Origin of the sequence: Pauljensenia sp. UMB3104 (assembly GCF_030217285.1) — a bacterium.
Lineage (GTDB): Bacteria > Actinomycetota > Actinomycetes > Actinomycetales > Actinomycetaceae > Pauljensenia.
The window spans coordinates 36470-59951 of the sequence record NZ_JASONN010000006.1; the positions used below are offsets into that span (position 1 = coordinate 36470).

Below are 23482 nucleotides of genomic sequence, written 5' to 3' on the forward strand. Positions count from 1 at the left end.
TGCGCGCGGTCTCAGGCAGAGACCGGCGAAACGCTGACGACCTTGCGATCGCGCTTGCGGCCGAACTCAACCGCACCGGCGCGCAGGGCGAACAGGGTGTCATCCTTGCCACGGCCAACGCCGTCGCCAGGGTGGAAGTGGGTGCCGCGCTGACGGACGATGATCTCACCAGCGTTGACCAGCTGGCCGCCGTAGCGCTTCACGCCGAGGCGCTGCGCGTTCGAGTCGCGACCGTTACGGGAGGAACCAAGGCCCTTCTTATGTGCCATCAGTTGCTACTTTCTGCTCGTGGGAACGTCGGGTTCAGGCGATCTCGGTGATCTTGACGACCGACATCTTCTGACGGTGTCCCTGGCGCTTGCGGTAGCCCGACTTGTTCTTGTACTTAATGATGGAAATCTTGGGGCCCTTGGCCGAGTCAACAACCTCAGCCTTGACGGAAACCTTGCCCAGCTTGGCTGCGTCAACGGTGATGGCGTCGCCATCCACCAGCATCAGCGGCTGGAGCTCGATGCTCGAACCGATTTCTTCTGCCAGCTTGTCGACGACGACGACGTCACCGACGGACACCTTTTCCTGCCGGCCGCCAGCCTTGACGATCGCGTAGACCACGTTGGAGCTCATCTCTTCTCGTATTCGTAACCGGAATCGCGCCTCGAAACTGCCGAGGACTTGTCTCATTGTCATGATTCCGTTGGCACTTGTTGCGCCGACGATCAAATTTAGCCGATTCACACGCCGGATTGCAAGCCGGCACGGTCACGGGCGGGTGTGAAGTGCTGTGCGATTCCACACCCTGCGCTCGGGGGAGGGATGATCGGCCCCCTCCCCCGGCGCATATGCACTATCCGGCATCGACGATACCCGTCGAGGCAGCGCGACGACGACGCTTGACGCGGGGCTGATCGCTCGCCTCCGGAAGCGCGATGTCATCGGTCGAACGAACCGGGGTGGCCGGGGCGCTGGCCTCGGCACGCGCAGGCAGGTCGACGACGATAGGTGCTGGGGCCGCATCGGGCTCGACGACACCGGTCGAGACAGCAGCTCGACGCCTGCGCGTCTTACGCGGCGCGGCGGGCTCCTGCGCGTGAGTCTCCTCAACGACCGTCGCAGCCGCCGACGCGTTGGCCGGCGTGTTGTCTGCCTGCGGCTCGGAAACCACCGCATGTTCCTCGGGAACCGCCGTCTGCGCCGTCGCGCGGCGACGCGTCTTCGCCGGCGCGGGGGCCTCGGTCGGCTCGCTTGACGTTGCCGTCACCGCCTTGCGGGACGTACGGCGTCGGGTAGCCGGAGCCTTCTCTCGATGCTCAGGCATTTGGATCTCCGACGCGTCCTTCACGGGCGCTGCCGGTTCGCTGGAACGCTCGACCGGCTCAGGCAGCTCGATATGCACAGGCAGGTCGGGCAGCGGAGCAGATTCGGCGACGCGGCGGCGACGACGAGGACGCTTGGTGGTAGCCTCCTCGGCTTGCGCAACGAGCGGCTTGGGCACGATGGACTCAGCCGCAGCCTCGGCCTCCGCTTCGGTCGATGCCTCCTGCGCGGCCGTCGACGCCTCGGGCTCTTGAACCTCAGCGGTAGCGGTACGCGTACGACGCTTCTTCGCAGGAGCGCTTTCCTCGGTCGTGCTCTCCTCTTCCTTGCGCGTGGACGCAGCGGCGATTGCGCTCAGCGCCTCCTTGGCGCGCTCATGATCGGCGTTATCCTCAATACGGCGAGGCTCAGCCTTCTTCTGCTGCTTCTTCGACCCCTTCGAACCCTTCGAGGACTGCTCAGCGCCGGAGGTCTCCACCGGGTGATGATGAACGATGAAGCCGCGGCCTTCGCAGGCCTCACACGGGGAGGAGAAGGCCTCGACAAGGCCCTCACCCACACGCTTACGGGTCATCTGCACGAGGCCCAGCGACGTAATCTCCGTGACCTGGTGGCGCGTACGATCACGTCCCAGGCACTCCACCAGGCGGCGGAGCACGAGGTCACGGTTGGATTCGAGGACCATATCAACGAAGTCGATGATGACGATGCCACCAATGTCGCGCAGACGCAGCTGGCGCACGATCTCTTCAGCCGCCTCGAGGTTGTTACGGGTCACCGTTTCCTCAAGGGTGCCACCGGCACCGATGAACTTGCCGGTATTGACATCGATGACGGTCATCGCCTCGGTGCGGTCGATGATGAGGGTGCCACCCGAGGGCAGCCACACCTTGCGATCCATGCCCTTGGCGAGCTGCTCGTCGATGCGGTGCGCATGGAAGACATCCTCCGTACCCACCCACTGCTCGACGCGGTCGGACAACTCAGGGCTGAGCTCGTCGACGTATTCCTTGACGGTCGCGTAGGTGTCGCGGCCCTCGATGACGAGCTTCGAGAAGTCCTCATTGAAGATGTCGCGCACGACGCGCACGGCCAGCTCGGGCTCGCCGCGCAGCAGCGTCGGGGCGCTCTTCGTGTTGGTGCGCTTCTTCTCAATGTCCTCCCACTGACGGGTCAGGCGCGCAACATCATCGCGAATCTGCTCCTCCGTCGCACCTTCCGCCGCGGTGCGCACGATGACGCCCGATCCCGAGGGAACGACAGACTTGAGGATCTTCTTCAGGCGAGCACGCTCCTTATCCGGGAGCTTGCGGGAGATGCCCATCATGGAACCGCCGGGAATGAGCACCAGGTAGCGGCCAGCCAGCGTGATCTGGGAGGTCAGACGCGCACCCTTGTGTCCGATCGGATCCTTCGTCACCTGAACGAGGACGGGGTCGCCCGACTTCAGAGCCGCCTCGATACGACGAGGCTTGCCTTCCATGCCGACGGCATCCCAGTTCACCTCGCCCGCGTAGAGGACTGCGTTGCGCCCGCGGCCCACATCCACGAACGCGGCCTCCATCGAGGGAAGGACATTCTGCACGCGACCCAGGTAGATGTTGCCGACCATCGAAGACTGCGTACGACGCGCGACGTAGTGCTCGACGAGCAGGCCGTCTTCGAGGATGGCGATCTGGTCGAGGCCATCCTGGTCACGGATAACCATCGTGCGCTCGACAGATTCACGGCGTGCCAGAAACTCGGACTCAGAGATCGAGTGGCGACGGCGTCCCTCACGGCGTCCCTCACGGCGACGCATCTTCTTCGCCTCAAGGCGCGTCGAGCCTTTGAGGGCCTGCACCTGGTCCGCGGGATCGCCGCCTTCCTCGGAGGCCGATGAGGACGAACGGGCGCGGCGACGACGGCGACGGCGGGTAGAGGAATCTTCCTCATCCGTCGACTCCGCGTCCTGAGCGGGCACGCTGGCTCCCTCAGCATCCTCCTGCGCAGGGGCCGAGGCCTCGTCCGCCTTCTTCGAGCGACGGCGGCGACGGGTCTTGGGCTCAGCCTGCGTATCGTCAGGCTGCGTCTCAGCGGTAGGAGCCTCGGACGCGTCTGCCTCAGCCTCTTCCGCGACCTTCTTGGAACGACGACGACGCTTGGGGGTTGCCTCTTCGCGAGAAGCCGACTCTTCGTCTGATGCCGCGGACTTGCGGCGACGCTTGGGTTCGGGCTCGTCGACAATTGCGGGAGGGGCAACCTCGGGGGCTGCCTGGAAAACGGGGGCCTGGAACAGCAGCGAGGCGGCGGGCGCCACGGGGGTCGATTCGGTTGTCACGATTCTCCAATGGTGGGCGCGCGCCCCGTGCCTGGACGCACCCTTTTTCATCGCCCTCACGGGGCGGAAACCTAGTGGAGCGCAGTTGCGCAGCGGCCGGCGGCAATAAATACGTCATCGCTCGGCTCTCGTCGCGAGGGCACTCCCGCGACATCCATTCACCCCTATTGTCGCACAATACGACGCCCTATTAATGGCAGGGTGACCAGAACAACGCGAGCATCCTGACAATCTCACGGATAAACCCATAAAAAATAATCGGACACATATGTCACAAAACCGCCTCGGAACCAGCATTTCAACCGAGCTTCGAGACACTTTTAGGCTACATTTAAATCAACCCGTGACATAGGTCCTAGGATCCGCCGCCACGGGACATTCGACCCTGATCCCAACACGAGAAGGTCCCATCATGACCCTCGCGCAAACAGCGCTCGACGCGGTCACCGTCGGACGATGGCAGTTCGGTATTACGACCGTCTACCACTTCGTCCTCGTGCCGCTGACGATCGGCCTGTCCCTGCTGGTTGCCATCATGCAGACCGCGTGGCACCGCACCGGCAAGGAATACTGGCTGCAAGCAACCCGTTTCTTTGGCAAGCTCCTCCTCATCAACTTCGCCCTCGGCGTCGCCACCGGCATCGTGCAGGAGTTCCAGTTCGGTATGAACTGGTCCGAATACTCCCGCTTCGTTGGCGACATCTTCGGCGCTCCCCTGGCCGTTGAGGCACTCCTCGCCTTCTTCCTCGAGTCCACCTTCCTGGGCCTGTGGATCTTCGGCTGGGGCCGCCTCTCCAAGCGCATGCACCTGCTGACAATCTGGTGCGTCGCCCTGGGCACCATGTTCTCCGCGGCCTGGATCCTCGCAGCCAACGCCTGGATGCAGCACCCCGTCGGCGCCCGCTTCAACCCCGAGACCGGCCGCGCCGAACTCGATGGTGTGAGCGGCTTCCTGGAGCTGATCACCTCGGGTGTGTACCTGAGCGAGTACGCCCACGTCATTACCTCCGCATGGCTGGTCGCCGGCTCCTTCGTCGCTGGCATCTCCATCTGGTGGATGGTGCGCACCGCGCGCGAAGGTTCTGACGAGGCCATGGCTCAGTCGCGCAACATCTGGCGTCCGATCGCCCGCTTCGGTCTGACCGCAGTCCTCGTCGGCGGCCTTGGCACCGCTGCCTCCGGCCACATCCAGGGCCAGGAGATGGTGGAGGTCCAGCCGATGAAGATGGCAGCTGCCGAGGGCATCTGCGTCGACACCGACGGCGCAGCATTCACTGTCGCCCAGTTCGGCTCCTGCCCCCTCGGGGAGGATGGCACGCAGCCGACCCAGTTCATCAAGGTTCCTGGCGTCGCCTCCTTCATGTCACACAACTCCTTCACCGCCACGTCTGAGGGCGTCGCAGACGTCCAGGCTCGCATGGTGGAGCTGCTCAACTCCGACCCGAACTTCACCGCCAAGTACGGCGATGCCTCGCAGTACGACTTCCGTCCGCCGCAGATGGTGACCTTCTGGTCCTTCCGCTTCATGATCGGCCTGGGCATGGTGGCCTTCCTGCTGGCAGCGTGGGGCCTGTGGGCCACGCGCGGCGGGCGCACTTCGTCCAACAAGTGGCTGAGCACCCTCGCCCTGGTCAACCTGCCTCTGCCGTTCGCGGCTGCCTCTTTCGGCTGGATCTTCACCGAGATGGGTCGTCAGCCGTGGGTTGTTGTCCCGAACCAGCAGGCACTGGCAATGGCTTCTGACCTGGGCTCCGTCAACATGATGACCGAGACGGGTATTTCCCCCAACGTTCCGGCTGGCCAGATGCTCGCCACTGTCATCCTGTTCACGCTCCTGTACGGCGTCCTCGGCGTCATGTGGTACATCCTCATGAAGCGCTACGCCGTCGAGGGCATTCACTCGCCCAAGGCCGACAAGGCTGAGGACGAAGCTCCCACCGACCTGTCCTTCGGCTACTGAGAGGAACACCGATCATGACTCTGTCTATCCTGTGGTTCGTTCTCATCGCCGTTCTGTGGACGGTCTACCTCATCCTTGAAGGCTTCGACTTCGGCGTCGGTATGCTCCTTCCCTTCGTCGCCAAGGGCGACCGCGAGCGCACCCAGACCGTGCGCACGATCGGCCCCCACTGGGACGGTAACGAGGTCTGGCTGCTCACCGCTGGTGGCGCCACCTTCGCCGCGTTCCCCGAGTGGTACGCGACCATGTTCTCGGGCATGTACCTCGCCCTGTTCCTGATCCTCGTCTGCCTGATCATCCGCGTCATGGCGCTCGAGTGGCGCTCGAAGGTCGCCACCGATAAGTGGCGTCACGCCTGGGACTGGGCGCACACGATCAGCGCGTGGCTCGTCCCGATTCTGCTCGGTGTTGCCTTCGCTAACTTCGTCCAGGGCATGCGCATCGAGGTCGTTGACGTTGCCACCGGCACCGTCATCGATCCGACCCTGGTGGATCAGTCCCTTGCGAGCGCGACCCACCAGCTCACGGGTGGCTTCTTCTCGCTGCTGACCCCGTACACGATCCTGGGCGGCCTGGCTGTCCTGGCCGTCTGCCTGGCTCACGGCGCCCAGTTCCTGGCCTTGAAGACGACGGGCGAGGTCCGCGAGCGCGCCAACGCGATCGCGGCTCCCGCCACGATCGGCGCGACCGTCCTTGCGGCCGCATGGCTGATCTGGGGCCAGTTCGCCTACACGACGAATGTCCTGGCGTGGATCCCGCTCGTGGTTGCGGCGCTGGCGATTATTGCCTCGGCTGCCCTGTCGCAGGCCTCGCTGCGTCATGAGGGCTGGTCCTTCGCGGCGTCCGCCGTTGCGATTGCTGGCACGGTTGCGTGGGTCTTCTCGTCGATGGCTCCCGCGGTTCAGAAGTCGTCGATCAACCCGGCGTACTCGCTGACGATTGATCAGGCCTCATCGACGACCGCGACGCTGACCGTGATGACGATCGTCACTGTCTGCCTGCTGCCGATCGTTCTGGTCTACGTCTTCTGGTCCTACTGGATGTTCCGCGCTCGCGTGAGCGCCGAGGATGTTGAGACCCAGACGGGTCTGCTCCTGAAGAAGGTGCGCGTCGGCGAGAACTTCCTCGCTGGCTGACCTCCTCGACTGATGCGCCCGGTCCCTCACTCAGGGGCCGGGCGCATTCGTGTGCGTAAGACGGGCGAGGCCGGGGACCTTTGGCCCATGACACGGCTTTTTCGGGCACAATAGATACGTGCGTCCCTTTGATCCTCGTTTGTTGCGTTATGCCCGCTCAGCCCGCGGTCCTATCGCCGTCACAGCATTGCTCGGAACGATCACCGCGTTGTTGGTGCTCGCCCAAGCGCTGCTTATTTCTGCGGCCCTCTCCCCTGTCGTCTCAGGAAGGGCGACCCTGCGCGATGCTCTGCCTGCCATCGGCGGTATCGCGGGCGTTTTCGCCTGTCGCGCTCTTGTCGTTGCTGCCCGTGAGGCGGTCAGCACGCGCGCGGCGGCTGCGGCTGTCTGTGAACTGCGCGGTCGCGTTGTCGATGCCAGCATCACGCTGGGCCCGCGCTGGAGGGCAACGAACGGTGCGGAGACGACGACTCTCCTGTCGACTGGACTCGAAGACCTGCGTCCCTATTTCGTCTCCTTCCTGCCTCAGCTGGTCCTCGTCTGCACCGTAACCCCGGCAGCTCTGGGCGTGATTCTCTTCCTCGACTTCTGGTCAGCGCTGATCGCACTCGTCGTCATCCCCCTGATTCCCATCTTCATGATTCTTATCGGGCGTTTCACGCAGGCGGCTTCCGAGGACAAGCTCGCTTCCATGAAACGTTTGACCGCCCAACTCCTTGACCTCATGTCCGGCCTGCCAACGCTGCGCGCACTCGGTCGAGAGAAGGCACCACGCACCCACCTGCGTGCACTTGGAGATGCAAACACGAAGGCCACGATGGCCACGCTGCGCGTCGCTTTCCTCTCCGGCGGCGTCCTGGAGTTTCTCACGACCCTGTCGGTGGCTCTCGTGGCCGTCGAGGTCGGTATGCGCCTCGTGTTCGGCAATATTTCACTGTTCCACGGCCTCGCAGTCATTATGCTCGCGCCCGAGGTCTTTGAGCCGCTGCGCCAGGTGGGCGCACAGTTCCACGCGTCCGCGAACGGTGTCACGGCCTCCCGCGCCGCATTCGACATCATCGAGGAGGCTGGCGCGGTCAGTTCCCCTGGCACCACCGCATGCCCCGATATGTCACGCACGGAGATCGTCCTTGACGGCGTCGGTGTTCGGGCCCGCGGAGCGTGGGCACCAAGTCCGACGAGCGGGGTCATTCGTCCCGGGGCAGTGACGGCTCTGTCGGGCCCCTCGGGCGCCGGCAAATCGACGATTATTGCCTGTCTCCTCGCTGATATGACGCCGGATGCGGGCCGTATTCTCCTGCGTCCGTCAGGCTCGTCACGCACACACGATGAGGCCGCCCTAGCGGATCTCTCCCCGTCCGCGTGGCGTGAGCAGATCTCCTGGGTACCCCAATCCCCCACTCTCGTGCCCGGAACGATCCTGGACAATATGGGCGGGCTGCCCCTTCCAGAACTCGACGCGGCTGCGGCTGCGACGGGCTTTGATGCCGTCCTTGCTGCCACGCCCAACGGGTGGAACACCGCGATCGGGTCGGGAGGTGTCGGACTATCCGTCGGTCAGCGCCAGCGCCTGGCTCTCACGCGCGCTCTGGCTGCCCACTCTCAGGTCGTCATCCTCGATGAGCCGACCGCACATCTCGATGCCCTCAGCGAAGAAACAGTCGTACGTGCCATTGACGCCATGCGCGAGGAAGGGCGTACCGTCATCGTCATTGCTCACCGAGCGGCGATGATGGAAGCCGCCGATGTCGTCATCGACGTCCGATCCGCCGCGAACGAGGAGGCTCGCGCATGACGCTCTTTCTGACCCGCTCTGAGTCAACCGCCCTGCGTCGCTGCATCTCCATGCTCCAGGTGTCGCGCTCCGGTTTCGCGCTCTCGCTCCTCCTCGGTGTGGGCGCGCTAGGTTCGGCCATCGCACTCGGTGGAACCGCTGCGTGGTTGATCGCGCGCGCCTCCCAGCAGCCGCCCGTCATGTATCTGACCGTCGCGGCGACAGCTGTCCGCTTGTTTGGCATCTCGCGTGCCCTGGCCCGCTACCTGTCGCGCCTCGCCTCGCATCGTGTCGCATTGGCGGGCATGGACTCGTTGCGTGGCAACCTCTACGACCGGCTCTCCGAGGCTCCGACCGCAACGCTGACCTCGCTGCGTCGAGGAGACCTCATGACGCGCGCCGGAGCAGACGTTGACGAAGTCGGAAATGTCGTCGTTAAAACACTCCTGCCGTCACTCGTCGCCCTCATCGTCGGAGTTGGTACGGTCGGCGTCGTCACGGTTATCTCTCCGGCAGCGGGAGCGATCCTAGCCTGCGCGCTCATCGTCTCTGGCATCGTGGCACCCGCGCTTATCGCGCGCTCGGTTCGGCTCGCTGAAACACAGGGGTCGCAGGCCCGCACCGATATCGCGGCAACGACACTCGCCGTGTTGGAAGGCGCCACGGAGCTGTCTGTCGCGGGCACACTCAACCACGCCAAGAGTTCACTCGAGCGCTCCGAAACGCGCCTGTCCACCGCCCTCGCCCACTCCGCCAGGCTCTCCGCGCTGGCCCGAGGCCTCGACGTGTGTGCAATGGGCACAGCCGTCATCGGCGCCCTCCTCATCGGTATCCCGCAGACCACGTCGGGCACGCTCGCTCAGGTACTCCTCGCGGTCATCGTCCTCATTCCGCTCTCGTCTTTCGAGGGGGTCGCCGAGCTTGCTCCCGCGGCTTCCCAGCTGGTGCGCAGCGCCCAGGCAGCACAGCGAATTTGCGCTCTGCTGGACGACGAGGTGCCCACCAAGCCCCACACAATTCCGGAAGGCCCGACCGTGATCGAGGCACGCGACCTGGCGATCGGTTGGCCGGGCGGGCCGACCCTGGCGACCGGCATCTCTCTGACGCTGCGCCCCGGTTCCTCGCTCGCCGTCGTGGGTGCCTCCGGCATCGGAAAGACGACGCTGCTCGCAACCCTCACGGGCGTCATCCCACCCAAGTCGGGCGCAGCTCTCATCAACGGCGTACCCGCCTGCGGAGCGGACCGTGACCAGCTCACCGCACACATCACGATGACGGCCGAGGATGCCCACGTCTTCGCAACCACCATCTACGAGAACCTCCGCGTGGCGCGCGCCTCGCTGACCCGAGACGAGGCCTCGGACCTGCTCACGCAGGCAGGCCTGGACGAGTGGATCGAGTCCCTCCCCGAGGGGATCGACACGGTCATCGGTTCCGGGGGAACGACCGTATCGGGAGGCGAGCGTCGTCGACTCCTCATGGCGCGCGCACTGGCTGCCCCGGCTCCCGTTCTGGCAATCGACGAAGCCTCCGAGCACCTCGATGCGGCCACCGCGGACCGTCTCATGGAAACACTCCTCACGCCGTCTGCCGACCGCGCTACCCTGGTCGTCACGCACCGACTCAGCGCTCTTGACCAAGCCGACCATGTCCTCGTCTTGGCTGCCGACGAACCGGGCGGGTGTGCTCACGTCGCAGCTCAGGGCACACATGAGGACGTCACACACACTCTCCCCGCCTACCAGTGGGCCCTCGAGCAGGAGGAACAATGAGCCACGAACGCACAGAATTCACGCTTCTCCAGGCGGCGCTCGACCTGACGAGTTCACTCGACCTGAAGTCGGGACTGCAGAACTTCGTTGATCAGGCCTGCGCGCTGACCTCGTCGCCGCACGCCACGATGTGCGTGCTCGACACCTGGGGCGCCACCACCCTGCGCCTGGAGCACCACGACTCCTACCCTGCCCCGCCCGTGCCCGAGTCACTGCCGACTGTCATCCCCGTCAACACACCGCTCCTCGTCAACTCCCCGCAGGACGCGCCCGACATTGATCTGCCCGCCTCCACCCCACCCTTCCTCGGGGTCTCCGTCCTCGTGCATGAACAGGTCTACGGGCGCCTCTACCTGATGGGAAAGCCCGGCGGCTACACGGACGAGGACGCGGCCGTGGTTGCAGCCCTGGCCCCCGCGGCCGGCATCGCCGTCGAAAACGCAAACCTCTATGCGGACTCCAAGCGCACCGCCCGATGGATTAGCGCCTCCCAATCCCTGACAACGACGATGCTGGAGGGCGCCGATGAGGAGGAAGCCCTCGAACTCATCGCCAAGACTGTGCGCGAAGTTTCCCACGCAGACACCGCGATCATCGTCCTGCAGTCCGTCGGTGACACGTGGGCCGCTGAAATCGTCGACGGCAAGAACGCCTCCAACCTGCTGGGTCTCGTTTTCCCGCCCGAAGGGCGCGCCATGAGCGTGTTGCACGAGGGCACCGGCATGATCGTCGACTCGATGTCACGCGCGCAGACGATGCGCCTGCCCGAACTCGCCGCCTTCGGGTCCGCGCTCTATGCTCCCCTGCGCTCCCGTGGTGTTTCCTCCGGCGTTCTCATTCTCCTGCGCCAAATCGGTGCGCCTGAATTCGACGCGTCAGAGCTATCCCTCGCTGAATCCTTGGCGTCTCAAGCCACCCTTGCGCTGGAGCTCGCCTCCGCTCGCCACGCCCAGGACGTAGCCGCGCTGCTCGACGAGCGTGACCGCATTGGGCGTGACCTGCACGATTTCGCCATCCAGCAGCTCTTCGCCACCGGCATGGCGCTGGACGCAGCAAAGCAGAAAGTCGCCGCCAGGCAGGCCGATCCCTCATCCATCGAGGCGCTCATCGACACATCCCTCGCATCCATCGACGAGGCCGTCCGCCAGATCCGCACCATCGTGCACAACTTGCGCGAGCGTGACAAAGCGGTCGGTCTGGTTGAGCGTATTCGCCGCGAGTCCTCGCTCACCCGTTCCGCGCTGGGTTTTGCCCCCTCGCTCGTGATCACACTCGACGGACGCGCCATCAACTCCGACCTGGATAACGAGCTTATTGTTATCGATGAGTTCGACGGTCGCGTCGACCCCGACCTCTCCGACGACGTCGTGGCAATCGTGCGTGAAGGCCTGTCCAACATCGCCCGTCACGCCCATGCGACAGCAGCAACCGTGTGCGTCGACGTCTCCGGACAGGGAAAGACCGGACGCGTGCGCATCACGATCAACGACGACGGACGCGGCATCGACCCAGATCGGACGCGCAATTCGGGGCTGGCCAACATGGCCGAGCGCGCCCGACGCCACCACGGCAGCTTCGACGCGGACAGCGGCGACGGCGGTGTCGGCACGCAGATCCGTTGGATCGCCCCGCTCGAAGGCTAAGCTCACGCGACGGCGACGATAACGGTGGGGGTGGATGTTCCGATTGGAACTCCACCCCCACCGCATGCGGACGAGAAATGCTATCTCTCGGCCGTCAGCTGAGCGTCACCCCAGCCACTGACCACCGCTGGAGAATGTGTACCAGCGCCAGCCGATCCAGTGGCCACCCGTGTACATGTCGCCACCGGTCCCGAAGTAGTACCAGACCCCGCCGATCTGCTGCCATCCTGTGACCATCCGGCCCGAGGCATCAAAGTAGTACCAGGTACCTCCCATCGGCTTCCATCCGATCGTCATGGCACCACTGTCACCCATGAGGTACCAGTGCGAGCCCATCTTGAGCCATCCGGTGTGCATTGAGCCGGAGGGATCCAGGTAGTACCACGCGCCGCTCGTGTAGAGCCAGCCGGTCTTCATCGCGCCGTTGGCTGCGAAGAAGAACCACTTGTCTGCCACCATCTGCCAGCCTGTGGCCATCGCGCCGGTCTCGGGTGCCAGGTAGAACCAGGAACCCGACAGGTTCACCCAACCGGTTACCTGAGCGCCTGCACCGTTGTGGTAGCGCCACGCACCGTCCCAGTACACCCAACCCGTCAGCATGTAGCCGTTCTGGTCGAAGCGGTACACGCGTCCGTCAAGGGTGAGGGTCTCGTTCTTGGCGTAGTCTCCACCGGTGATCTTCCACCACCAGCCGATGCCGTCGTTCATCCAGGTACCCACCGTGTGATCGGGTGCGGGTGCCGGATCGGGGGTCGGATCGGGTGTGGGTGCCGGATCGGGGGTCGGATCGGGTGTAGGTGCCGGATCCGGGGTCGGGTCAGGCGTGGGTGCCGGATCCGGGGTCGGATCAGGAGCCGGTGTCGGCTCCTCTGCGAGAGCCAGGGTGACAAGCCCCGATTCGGTGACCCCAGCCTCGTTCATGGCCATGACACGGACGACAGAACCAGTGCTCTCGCCGTCGATCGTGAGAGTCAGCTCAGGACCATTCTCATCTTCGACGATGGACCACGAGTCGGAACCTTCACGCTTGATCTGCCAGATAAGGGTCGGAGTCGGCGTTCCAGTGGCCTCGGCCTTGATCGTGACCTGCGTGCCTTCCTTAGCCGTCACGGTACGGAATGCGCCATCTCCGGAGATCTGCGCATCCTCCGCCGGGTTGGCGGTGACGGTCAGCGGCTTGATGACCGGAGGCTCCTGATCATCGGGATCCGGCGTCGGGGTGGCGGCTGCGAAGGCTTCGACCTCCGCGAGCGCAAACTCGCCGAACTCGGTGGGCTGGATAACGCGAATAAAGCGTGCGTCGAAGCCCTCGAAGTCAACTGCGCTCGGCCGACCTCCGACTCCCTCGACCTTGATCGCGTGGACGCCGTCAACCGCACCAGCGGTGGCTGGGTTGAAGGAGGCGTCAAGGCGCGTCGTGGAGGCGACCACCCAGAAGTCGTGCAGACGCTGGTCGCACGAGATTCCCTGGCAGTTGTCGGAAGACGAGCGGTTCCAGACGTTCACGACGCCGAGGGGGTGGTCCTCGCCGAGGTCGACCTCCCACCAGGGGTTGGCCTGCTTGCCGGTGTGGGCAACCGAACCGTTGTCCCACACACCGTCCGTGTTGCCGTCAACGGCGCGCGAAGCGGTGCCTCCCCACCCAGTCGAGGACATGGTGGCCGTCTTATTGAGGGCGAGGTTGTCGCTGCCCTTGGTGACGGTGAGGGTCGCACGCGCTGAGGTCGTGGAGCCGTTCGCGTTCGCGGCGACCGCGTAGAACTGTGCTCCGTCATCCTCGAGTGTCGTCGTCAGGGTGTACATGGAGCTCGTGGCGTCCGGGATTGCCGTTCCCTCGGTCGCGCCCTTGGGGACGCGGTACCACTGGATAGTGGCGGCCGGGCGGCCCGAAGCGACGACCGTGAAGGTAGCGCTCTCCCCCGCCTTCACAGACACCGAGGAGGGATCCGTAGCAATGACCGGCGGCTGGGTGGCCGCGTTCTCGTCGTAGACATGTACGGTCGCGCTCACGGAACCCAGGCGAATCGGATCGGCGTAGTAAGCGGGATGTGCCAGCTCGAGGCGCAGAGGTGTCACCTGGCCGGGCTCAAGGACGAGGCCCTCACCAACTTCTCCGGCCTCGATCTGTGCACCGGTCACCTCAATGGACGTGGTCCCGAGGGTGATCTTGTAGGTCGTGGAGGCGTCGAAGTTGCCCGAGAACTTCAGGGTCAGGTCGGTGATGGCCTTATCCCCCTTGTTCACGAGGTAGGCATCGTAGGCCTGCGGACCGGAGTAGCGCATCGCTGAGGCCCGTCCGAAGAACTGCTCCGAGGAGATCGTCGCCCCATCGACGGCGGCCACCGTCTGCGTGGGAATGTACGTGGGAGTGCCGTCGAAGGTCACCTTGATGACGGGACGCAGGTTCGGCTCTGGATTCTCGCCCGACATGGTCACCGTGAGGGTGGTGCCGTCCTGGGAGAAGTCGAGGGCGCGGTCGGTGCCGTCCACTGTCACGGCGCTCACGTGGCCGCCGACGCTGGGAAGCGTCAGCGTCTTGCCGGGGCTCCACAGCTCGGGGAAGAAGTAGAGGTCGTTACCCTTGGTCATCACCTTGCCCCAGTTGGGGGCGGGGAACCACGTCGGGCGCGCTCCCGTGATGGCGTCGGGATGACGCGTCATCCACTGGCCGACCTCAGTGACGACGCCGGAATCGAAGGCATCAATCGTGCCGTCGCCCTTCGGGCCGACGTTGTAGGCAAACTGGCCGCCCGATGCGACCGTACCGATGAGGTTGTTGACCAGCTCGCGTTCCTTGTAGCTCTTCGCGCTCTCGTCGCGGTTCGCCCACGAGCAGTAGCCCCAGCAGGCCGGGTAGATCGAGCGAATCGATTCCCATGGGCCCATGTGGAAGTCCGTAGTCACCGAGTTGTCGCCGCCGACCTCGAAGTCACCGGCCTTGTTCCACACGCGAGAATTGACCATCGTCTCAGGCTGGAGTTCGTGGACCCACTGGGCCATGCGCTGAGACTGCTCGGCGGTGGGTCCACCCATATCGAACCACAGTTCGGCGATCGGTCCGTAGTTGGTGAGGAGCTCGGTGAGCTGGGGCTTGATGACGGTCGTCATCAGCTCTTCATCGATGGGGTTGACATTGCCGTAGGGCTCGGGGGTCTGCTTCGTCCAGTCGATGATCGAGAAGTAGAAGGCGAGCTTCACGTCGCGCTTGTTGCACTCAGTAGACAGCTCCTTCATCGGGTCTTTGCCGTAGTTGGACTGTTTGACGATGTTGTAGTCGGTCGTCTTCGTGTCCCACATGGCGAAGCCATCATGGTGCTTGGACGTGATCATCAGGTACTTCATGCCCGAGTCGTGGACCGTCTGACAGATCGCCGCAGCATCGAAGTTGGCGGCCAGGTCCTTGGCCTTGAGCAGGTAGTCGTCGGTGGGAATGTTCTCCCAGGCCTTGATCTGCTCGGGGTAGCCCATTCCCTGGCGGTGTCCGTTGTAGTAGCCGCCGTAGACGGAGTAAACGCCGAAGTGCATGAACATGCCGTACTGGAGTTCTTGCCACTTGGCGATCTTGGGGGTGGAGCTCAGTGGGACCGCTGCGGGGACGCCGGTAGGCGCTGGCGGCGCGTCGGCAAAAGTGGGGGCGCTCATGGGTGCGAGCACCAGTGCCGTAGCGACCGCACACCCGGCAAGCATTCGCTTGAGGTTCACGGGGTGTCCTTTCGAGGGGTAATGGTGGACAACAGTGTCCGTCCTCAACGGTGAGGATGAGGCGAACGTTACCCCACAGGGCTTTCCCATGAATCAGTTTGATAGTAGCTTTCTGACAAATCAGGGACTTCCCTGTTTAGGCGGAAACTAAAACGGTCATACAATTCATGCTTTTCCGCTGACAGATACGACAAGCGGGCCGGTTACCCCGACCCGCTTGTCGACCTCACTGCCCTCAGGGACGAGGCATTGGCTCAGTTACGCCACGCAGCAGCCCTCTGCCCGGCGACCCAAGCGGCAACCTGCGTACGACGCTGCAGTCCCATTTTGGACAGCAGCGACGTGATGTGGTTCTTGACGGTCTTCTCGGCGACACCGAGCTTTTCACCGATCTCACGGTTCGACAGACCATCACCGATCAGGTCCAGGACCTTACGCTCCGACGGCGTCAGGTCAGCGGTCGGGTCCTCGTGATCGACGCGCCGACGCGTGAGCGTACGCTCATCTAGCAGCACACGGCCATCCGCGACCGCCTTGATGACATCCGTAATCTCCGCTCCGCGCACAGTCTTCAGAATGTACGCGCGCGCTCCGGCTTCCAGGGACTCAGCCAGGGCCTCGTCGTCGTCGAAGGACGTCAAGACCACCGGAAGGATCTGCGGATGGGAGGCGCGCAGGCGATTCATAATGTCGATGCCTGTTCCGTCGGGCAGCTGCAGGTCGACAAGGATGACGTCGGGACGCACCAGATCAGCGCGCCGCACGGCGTCAGCGACCGACCCGGCTTCAGCGACCACCTCAAGGGCCTCGTCTCGGTCGACGATCTCAGCAATGCCACGGCGAACGATCTCGTGATCGTCGACAATCATGACGCGCGTACGCGCAACGGTATTTTCACTCACGTGTCTGATTCTAACGGTCGGGAGGACACACGCCCTCGGTGACTACTACTTATTACTGCTCCGGAGAGAGCCGGCTCATCGCATCCTGCGCGGCCGCGTTCTCCGCATGCTTCTTCGACGAGGCCTGCCCCGTCCCGAGTGCGTCCGAACGCCCGGAGACGAAGGCATGTGCCGTAAACACGCGCTGGTGATCCGGCCCCTCGCCCTCCACCTCGTAGGACACCTCACCCAGGCCCTCCGCCTGCGCGTACTCGATGAGGATCGTCTTCCAGTCCTGGTGCTGCCCACGAGAGGGGGCATCCACGAGCAGGAAGCTCAGACGCTCCAGGATCACGCGACGAGCCTCCTCGAGGCCGCTCGTCAGGTAGGTCGCGCCAATGAGAGCCTCGAACGTGTCGGACAGGATGGAATCCTTGTCGCGTCCTCCGTGCGTGGATTCTCCCTTGCCAAGGAAGACGAAGTCACCCAGGTCAATGCGCCGAGCCGCTGCGGCCAGCGGCTGCTGCGAGACGGTTGCCGCGCGCATGCGCGACAGGTCGGACTCTGCGACGTCGGGGTACTGCTCGTAGAGCTTCTGCGCAATCACGATCGACAGCACGGAATCGCCCAGAAACTCGAGCCGCTCATTATTGGCGATGCCTCCGGCCTCGTTCGCGTAGGAACGATGCACGAGAGCGAGCTGCAACAGCGGGGGGTCAATGCGCGTCCCCCAGGCGTCGACGAGGGCGTCTGTGTCCGTGCGAGGGGGTACCGGTAGGTGCTTCGAACGGGCCATCACGAACGCTCCGACTCACTGTCCTCCCCCAGCAGGGACGCCAGGGAAGCCAGACGGGGATCAACAACGAAGTGCTCGTGATCCTCGGGCAGGTCTGCCCACTTCTCGCCGCACACATCGCAGAGGCCCGCGCAGTCATCACTGCACAGCGGGCGCGGGTCGACGAGAGGGACGATAGCGTCACGCAGCTGGGTCTCGATATCGATCGTGTCGCGCTCACCGATGACGAAGAGATCCTCTGCCTCTTCGTCATCATCGTCCGCAGGCGCCAGGGCGGGGGCGCCTGGTTCGAAGTAGACCTCTTGGCTGAGTACATCGTGGTGTTCGCGCACCTCATCGAGGCAACGCACGCACTCGCCAACGAGGTCCACCGATGTTGCCAGCGAGACGAGCACACCGTCCTCGACGCTGGTCATGTCCACGGAGATGTCCAGAGGCGCGCCAGGTACGGCCGACATCGAGGGGGTCCCGAGGTCATCGGGGGTCACCCACACAAGGTCCTCATGCAAGGTGGATCCGAGGGCGCGAGGCAGACGCGCCAGGGAGAGAACCAGGGTCTTGTCACTCATTGGCCAGGTCCACATCTGTCACGCCAACGCCGCGGCGCTCGGCGATCGTCCGGCGGCCGGCATCCGTGCGGCGCCCCAGATCGGAGATGAGCTGCGCGAGCTCGTCGAGGGAGTTCGCCACATAGTCGTCGGCTCCCTCGCGCAGCGATGCCGCCGAGCGCTTCGCCTCGGACACGATCTCGCGCGCGCGGTCCTCGGCCATGCGCACGATGTTCTCAGTGGAGACAATGCGTGCAGCCTGGGCGTTCGCGTCAGCGATCGTCGCCTCGGCATCCGAACGTGCCTGCGAGACGAGAGCAGTCGCCTCGTCGTCCGCCCGCGAACGCGTACGCTCGGCCTCTTCCTCGGCGTCGGCGATGATCTGTGCGGCACGCTCGTTGGCCTGGTCGAGGGTGGAGGATGCCCGCGAATTCGCCTCGGCGATGCGGGTTTCGGCTGCCGAGTCCGCGCGTCCCAGGACGGCGTCGGCATCGGCGACGACGGCATCGGCAGCGACGAGGTCTTCTGGCAGAGCCTCGCGGGCCTGATCGAGGAGGTCAAGCAACTCGGCCTTATTGATCATGATGGATGCGGACAGCGGGACCGTGCGCGAGGACTCAACGAGGTCTTCGATCTGATCGAGGGCGGCGATCACGGTGGAAGGACCGTAGACGGTTTCCTCGTTCCACTCGTCCTGCGTCTTGTTGTCGGGCGTGTCAGCCATGGCTGCCTCCTGCGTTCCACCGGGCATGATTCAGTGTCTATTGTCGGTCAGAAATCGCTCAACCGCTGGCGGGACATACCGAGAAATATCCTTTTTGAGTCCGACTAGCTCACGGACAGCGCTCGATGAGACATGCGCGAGTGCGGGGCGGGTTGGAATCCACCACGTATCGATACCGCCGACCTCGTCGTTGAAGGCGGCCTGAGGAGCCTCATGATCAAGATCTATTGCCGAGCGCACCCCCTTGACAATGAGGGTGGCGCCCAAGCGTGAGGCCTCGTCCATCGTCGCACCTTCCAAGAGCACCACGTCGACGTTTCGCAGGTGGGCGGTGGCTTCCTCGATGAGAGCGACCCTGCGGTCGGTTGGAATGAGCCCGCGTTTGGCGGGGTTGATGCCGACGCCGATAATGAGCCGCTCGGCGATGGCGCAGGCGCGCTCGGCGACGTCGAGATGCCCATTCGTAAAGGGGTCAAAAGAGCCCGGGAACAGTGCGATCATCGCGCATCCTCCGCATGTGGCGACGAGGCCTCGGCCTCTCGGGGAGCATTCGTGCCCTCCTCTGGATCTTCCTCGGGCAGAGGCGGACCCGCGAAATAGGCGACGGTTTCCCCCCACGTGCGCTGGTCTTCCAGGACGAGGAAGGACGGCCACGTGGGCGCGGGCGCACGGGTCGAGCGCTCAACGACGACGAGAGCATCGGGGCCGATCCAGGGGCCAAGGAGCGACAGGACGGCGGTCATGTCCGCCTCGGGAATGTCGTAGGGAGGGTCGATGAAAACAAGGTCAACGTCTCCGCACAGATCCTCGCCGGTGCGCGCAGCAAGATACGCACGAGCATCAGCTGTGACGACACGCGCAGGCAGACCGGTCGAGCGCACGTTGGCGGAGGCGACGCGCGCCGCCGCAGACGCTTTCTCGACGAGCGTTGCATGAGCGCTACCGCGCGAGAGCGCCTCGAGGCCGAGCGCACCCGTCCCGGCGTACAGATCCAGCACGACGGTCCCATTCAGGACGTTCATATGGTCGAGACGAGAGAAAAGCGCCTCGCGCACGCGCTCCGACGTGGGGCGTGTCCCGGACTTGGGCACGGCGAGGGTTCGTCCCTTGGCGCTACCTGCGACGATTCTGGTCATGCTCCTACCCTACCGGGCGCACCTCAGGAGCGTTGCATCCACTCGACCTGCCCTTCGGAGGCGCCGCGAAGGGCGCGCGCGAGGTCCGGATAATTGTCCAGCGTCGCGTCCGTCTCGAGGAGCGCATCGGCTGCTTCTTTGGCCACGCGGATGAGGGATTCATCGCGGCGAACGGAGAGGAACCGCAGGTGCGTTGCTTTGCCCGACTGCCCTGCACCCAGGACATCCCCCTCCTTGCGCAAGCGCAGATCAGCCTCGGCCAGCTCGAACCCATCCGACGTCTGCGCGAATGCCTGCAGCCTCGCGAGCCCCGCATCGGTGAGTTCATGCCGATGCATCGCGATACACAGGGAGGGCAGGGAGGAACGTCCGACGCGCCCACGCAGCTGGTGGAGCTGAGCGAGCCCAAACTGCTGGGAGTCGAGGATCACCATGAGGGTCGCCTCCGAGACGTCGACGCCGACCTCGATGACGGTCGTTGCGACGAGGAGCGGGGCGCGTCCGGCGGAAAAGTCCTCCATGATCTGGGCTTTCATGGGCGCGGGTGTGCGCCCCGTGAGCTCATGGATGGCCACTCCCGCGAGCGCCGGGTGGGATCGGAGGTAGGCGGCAACCTCGCTGACGGATGCCAGTGGACGCGCGTGCTCCTCGTCGACATCGCTCACCTCGTCGGTGGCGTCGATACGCGGGCAGACAACGTAGACGCGCCGCCCCTGCGCGATCTCCTCGGCGGCTCTCGCCCATGTGCGCTCCACCCACGCGGCGTTTGCTGCGTCCGCGAGGTAGGTGGCCACGGGCGTACGGCCGCGGGGCATGCCGCTCATGCGGGTTTCGTCCAGGTCCCCGAACACGGTCATGGCGATTGTGCGTGGGATCGGCGTCGCAGTCATCACCAGTTCATGGACGCTGTGCCCATCCTCGCGGGTTCGACGGAGCGCGGCACGCTGCTCGACGCCGAAGCGGTGCTGCTCGTCGACGACGACGAGAGCGAGGTCGGAAAAACGCACAGATTCCTGGAAGAGAGCGTGCGTGCCGACGACGATGAGCGGCTGCGCAGAATTCATGGCCGCTTGGATCTCTCGGCGGGCAGCCGGCGTCGTTGAGCCGGTCAGGAGACGCACATCAGGGGCTTCTTCTCCCAGGGGTGCGAGGAGCGCCCGCAGGGACGCCGTGTGCTGCTCGGCCAGGACCTCCGTCGGGGCGACGAGGGCGCCCTGGTGGCCAGCCGCGACAACCTGCAGGAAGGACATGAGCGCGACGACTGTTTTACCCGAACCGACATCCCCCTGGAGGAGGCGCTGCATCGGGGTCTCGCGCTCGAGGTCGGCGCTGATCTGCGCGACAGCGTCCTCCTGAGAATCGGTGAGCTGGAAGGGCAGACAGTCGCGGAATCGCTCAACGAGCCTGGCACCCTGGGGGGAGGCAACCGCCGGTGTCGCGCGTGCGCCACGCCGACGCATCGCGAGCCCCACCTGCAGGACAAACGCCTCCGTGAAGGCCAGTGCGCGGCGAGCCTGCTGGTAGTCCTCGTCCGTCTGCGGCTGATGCAGGCGACGAAGGCTGCGCGCATAGGCGGGAATGTCGACGCGATCGCGCACCGCGTCGGGAACCACGTCGGGCACGTCCGCATCGTCGAGGTGATCCAGGACCATGCCGACGGCACGGGCAATCGCCCACGAGGCGAGTGATCCCGTTGCCGGATAGATCGGGATGGGCCGGGAGGCGATTCGCTCGATATCTTCCCCGTCGACGCCTTCGAAGGATGGGTGCGTGAGTTGAAGTTTGCCGCGGTATGCTCCCACTTTCCCGGCAAACAGGAAGGATTGTCCGGGGGTGAGAATCCGCTCGATCGGTGCGAGCTTGTACTGGTTTTTCGCGAAAAAGGTGGCGGACAGGAACTGAATGCCGTCCGTGAGGGTGACCTCCAGGCGGACGCCCGATCCGGAGCGGTTAGCGATCAGATGCGCCGACGCGACCTCTGCGAGGATCGTGGCGTCCTCCCCCTCTCGCAGGGAAGACAGCGGGGTGAGGCGGCCCCAGTGGTAGTACCTGCGAGGCGCCACCATGAGCAAGTCGCCCACCGTGGCAACACCGGCACCTGCGAGTGCCTTCGCCGTCTTCTTCGGCAGGCGCAGGGACAGAGGGATATCGAGTGCACTCACAGCGGACACCCGGCGACGAGGCTCGGTCCGCTCTGTCCACCATCCCAGGTCTCCAGGTCGATCGATGAGGAGGCGTCACGCGTGGAGAGCAGCTGGCGCACCGTCGCGACCGTGTAGGGGCCGTCATCATCGCGAGAGACGAGCAGTCGCCACGACTGCCCTCCCCCACGCGCGGCCTCAGCCAGGGCCTCGGCGATTCCTTCGGGATCCCCGTCCAGCGGTAGCTGGGCGGTCGTCCACGTCGACAGCGCGTCGTGGGCACCGTCGCGCAGCATCCGCGCGAGCGTCGGAGCCGCCGCGAGGCCCCCTGGCTGCGGGACAAAAAGCGGGGCACACGCGCGGGCGACCGCGAGGACTCCGAGATCATCACTGCTGGCTGCCCGCAGGATCGCGGGCACTCCGGGCGCCGGAGCGGGAAGGACAGAGGCAACGGTACCGACTAGTGCCGCGCTGGCCTCGTCGCAGGGCGCAACGAGCGTCACGCCGGTACGCGAACTGGCCGCCGAGACGATACCGGCAGCATCACCCGAGTTCAGGTTGAGGAAAACGACGGCTCCTGCGCGTGCGAGTTCTTCGACGAGGCCGGGGGCACGGGTGCATGCGATGACTCGTGCGCGCTCGACTCGGCGCATCGGGCGACGCTGCAGGAGACGCACGCCGCGGTGGCTCAGCCCCTCGTCCGCCAGCTCGTCGATGCCGATCTGGGCATCGGGGCGAGCATCAGACACCTGAAAGCGAATGACCTGCCCGGACGTGGGGTGCGCAGCCAGCGGTGCGGAAGTATCCACGTGGAGACGCCACTCCCCCATTCCAAACAGATCCACACGGCCCACGTAGGAGAGGCGCGCACCGAGTCCCCCCAGGCGCACAAGCAGCCCACGCAGGTCGTCTTCGGTACCCTCCAGGATGATGTCGACCGTGAAATCACGGCCGGGCGGGGGTGAGGCGGCCTCCGGTGCGCGCGAGTGGCGCTCCGCGAGGTCAGCGAGCATCGCGGTGAAGGACTGCAAGATGCCGGCGTCGTCACGCATGGCGGCATCGATGCACGCGAGCACCAGAGCGATGAACGCACCGCCCGGATCGATACGACCCGTCGATTCATTCGTCGCTTCGACCAAGCCAATCTGTGCCTGGCTCGAAAAGCGGGAGAAGACGTCTTCCACCTCGGGGAGCGTATCGCCCATGTCCACGAGCTCGCGCACGGCACCACTGAGCATCTCAACGAGCGCATCCGACCATTCGATCGACGAGGCCACAGGTGTCAAGGAGGCCGCCAGCATGCGGCGGGCCGCGAGCGAGGTCACCTGGTGCTCATCCGCTAGGGCCCCGGCCCACGCCTCAAACAACGCGCCCAGCGCGAGACCACTGTGCCCGATACCCCGGCGGATAATCGTCTCCACGCCAGCTTCGAGAGCCACGCGCAGGTGGGCGCGCGGCTCCAGGGAGTCCATCGCTGCAGCGAGCGCAGCCATCGTCGCCGCCGCGTTCGTCCCCGTATCGCAGTCCGCCCCGTCCCATCCATCCAGGTCATCGAGGAAAGGCGCGAGTCTCGCTGCCTCCTCGGCACCGGCACGACAGGCCTCGATGATGACCGCTGCATTGAGCTCCATGACT

At 64.9% G+C, this 23482-nt stretch carries 17 protein-coding genes; 5 read left to right on the forward strand and 12 right to left on the reverse strand.

The window, feature by feature from the left end:
• Positions 1 to 11 precede the first annotated feature (11 nt).
• The 3 genes from rpmA to QP415_RS04685 all read right to left on the reverse strand — a co-directional run bounded on the left by rpmA (position 12) and on the right by QP415_RS04685 (position 3685).
• Complete coding sequence (rpmA, locus tag QP415_RS04675) at positions 12 to 269, reverse strand: 50S ribosomal protein L27 (protein WP_016461852.1); 258 nt, start codon at positions 267 to 269, stop codon at positions 12 to 14.
• A gap of 34 nt (positions 270 to 303) precedes the next feature.
• Entirely contained in the window at positions 304 to 624 is a 321-nt protein-coding gene (gene rplU / locus QP415_RS04680; RefSeq protein WP_003796298.1) for a 50S ribosomal protein L21, read from the reverse strand.
• 220 nt (positions 625 to 844) lie between these two features.
• The gene (locus QP415_RS04685) at positions 845 to 3685 is read right to left on the reverse strand and encodes an Rne/Rng family ribonuclease (protein ID WP_285099136.1); all 2841 of its coding nucleotides are present in this window, start codon (positions 3683 to 3685) and stop codon (positions 845 to 847) included.
• Positions 3686 to 4046: 361 nt separating this feature from the next.
• On the opposite strand from QP415_RS04685, the gene QP415_RS04690 reads away from it, so the two are divergent.
• The 5 genes from QP415_RS04690 (at position 4047) to QP415_RS04710 (ending at position 11919) form a co-directional block, all read left to right on the forward strand.
• Positions 4047 to 5594, forward strand: coding sequence for a cytochrome ubiquinol oxidase subunit I (locus tag QP415_RS04690; protein ID WP_016461854.1), 1548 nt, complete (start codon positions 4047 to 4049; stop codon positions 5592 to 5594).
• 14 nt (positions 5595 to 5608) lie between these two features.
• On the forward strand, positions 5609 to 6730 hold the full coding sequence (gene cydB, locus QP415_RS04695; RefSeq protein WP_285099062.1) for a cytochrome d ubiquinol oxidase subunit II: 1122 nt from the start codon (positions 5609 to 5611) through the stop codon (positions 6728 to 6730).
• A gap of 118 nt (positions 6731 to 6848) precedes the next feature.
• The gene (gene cydD, locus QP415_RS04700; RefSeq protein ID WP_285099063.1) at positions 6849 to 8525 is read left to right on the forward strand and encodes a thiol reductant ABC exporter subunit CydD; all 1677 of its coding nucleotides are present in this window, start codon (positions 6849 to 6851) and stop codon (positions 8523 to 8525) included.
• On the forward strand, positions 8522 to 10276 hold the full coding sequence (gene cydC, locus QP415_RS04705) for a thiol reductant ABC exporter subunit CydC (protein ID WP_048676152.1): 1755 nt from the start codon (positions 8522 to 8524) through the stop codon (positions 10274 to 10276). The genes cydD and cydC overlap by 4 nt, the downstream gene beginning before the upstream one ends.
• Entirely contained in the window at positions 10273 to 11919 is a 1647-nt protein-coding gene (locus QP415_RS04710; RefSeq protein WP_285099064.1) for a GAF domain-containing sensor histidine kinase, read from the forward strand. The genes cydC and QP415_RS04710 overlap by 4 nt, the downstream gene beginning before the upstream one ends.
• A gap of 105 nt (positions 11920 to 12024) precedes the next feature.
• On the opposite strand, the gene QP415_RS04715 is transcribed toward QP415_RS04710, so the two are convergent.
• The 9 genes from QP415_RS04715 to QP415_RS04755 form a co-directional block, all read right to left on the reverse strand.
• A complete protein-coding gene (locus tag QP415_RS04715; RefSeq protein WP_285099066.1) occupies positions 12025 to 15621 on the reverse strand; it encodes an alpha-L-fucosidase in 3597 nt (1198 codons plus the stop codon).
• 254 nt (positions 15622 to 15875) lie between these two features.
• The gene (locus QP415_RS04720; RefSeq protein ID WP_016461860.1) at positions 15876 to 16490 is read right to left on the reverse strand and encodes a response regulator; all 615 of its coding nucleotides are present in this window, start codon (positions 16488 to 16490) and stop codon (positions 15876 to 15878) included.
• An 85-nt stretch (positions 16491 to 16575) separates the two neighbouring features.
• Positions 16576 to 17298, reverse strand: coding sequence for a ribonuclease III (gene rnc, locus QP415_RS04725; RefSeq protein ID WP_285099067.1), 723 nt, complete (start codon positions 17296 to 17298; stop codon positions 16576 to 16578).
• Positions 17298 to 17867: a YceD family protein gene (locus QP415_RS04730; protein ID WP_048676139.1), complete on the reverse strand. Its 570-nt coding sequence runs from the start codon at positions 17865 to 17867 to the stop codon at positions 17298 to 17300. Before QP415_RS04730 ends, rnc begins: the two co-directional genes overlap by 1 nt.
• Entirely contained in the window at positions 17860 to 18570 is a 711-nt protein-coding gene (locus tag QP415_RS04735) for a hypothetical protein (protein WP_016461863.1), read from the reverse strand. The genes QP415_RS04730 and QP415_RS04735 overlap by 8 nt, the downstream gene beginning before the upstream one ends.
• A gap of 30 nt (positions 18571 to 18600) precedes the next feature.
• A complete protein-coding gene (coaD, locus tag QP415_RS04740) occupies positions 18601 to 19071 on the reverse strand; it encodes a pantetheine-phosphate adenylyltransferase (protein WP_048676136.1) in 471 nt (156 codons plus the stop codon).
• The gene (rsmD, locus tag QP415_RS04745; protein ID WP_048676133.1) at positions 19068 to 19706 is read right to left on the reverse strand and encodes a 16S rRNA (guanine(966)-N(2))-methyltransferase RsmD; all 639 of its coding nucleotides are present in this window, start codon (positions 19704 to 19706) and stop codon (positions 19068 to 19070) included. Before rsmD ends, coaD begins: the two co-directional genes overlap by 4 nt.
• A gap of 23 nt (positions 19707 to 19729) precedes the next feature.
• Entirely contained in the window at positions 19730 to 21877 is a 2148-nt protein-coding gene (locus tag QP415_RS04750; protein WP_285099071.1) for an ATP-dependent DNA helicase RecG, read from the reverse strand.
• Positions 21865 to 23478 carry a DAK2 domain-containing protein gene (locus tag QP415_RS04755; RefSeq protein WP_048676131.1) on the reverse strand — a complete coding sequence of 538 codons (1614 nt, stop codon included), beginning with the start codon at positions 23476 to 23478 and terminating at the stop codon, positions 21865 to 21867. The genes QP415_RS04750 and QP415_RS04755 overlap by 13 nt, the downstream gene beginning before the upstream one ends.
• Between the last annotated feature and the right edge of the window lie 4 nt (positions 23479 to 23482).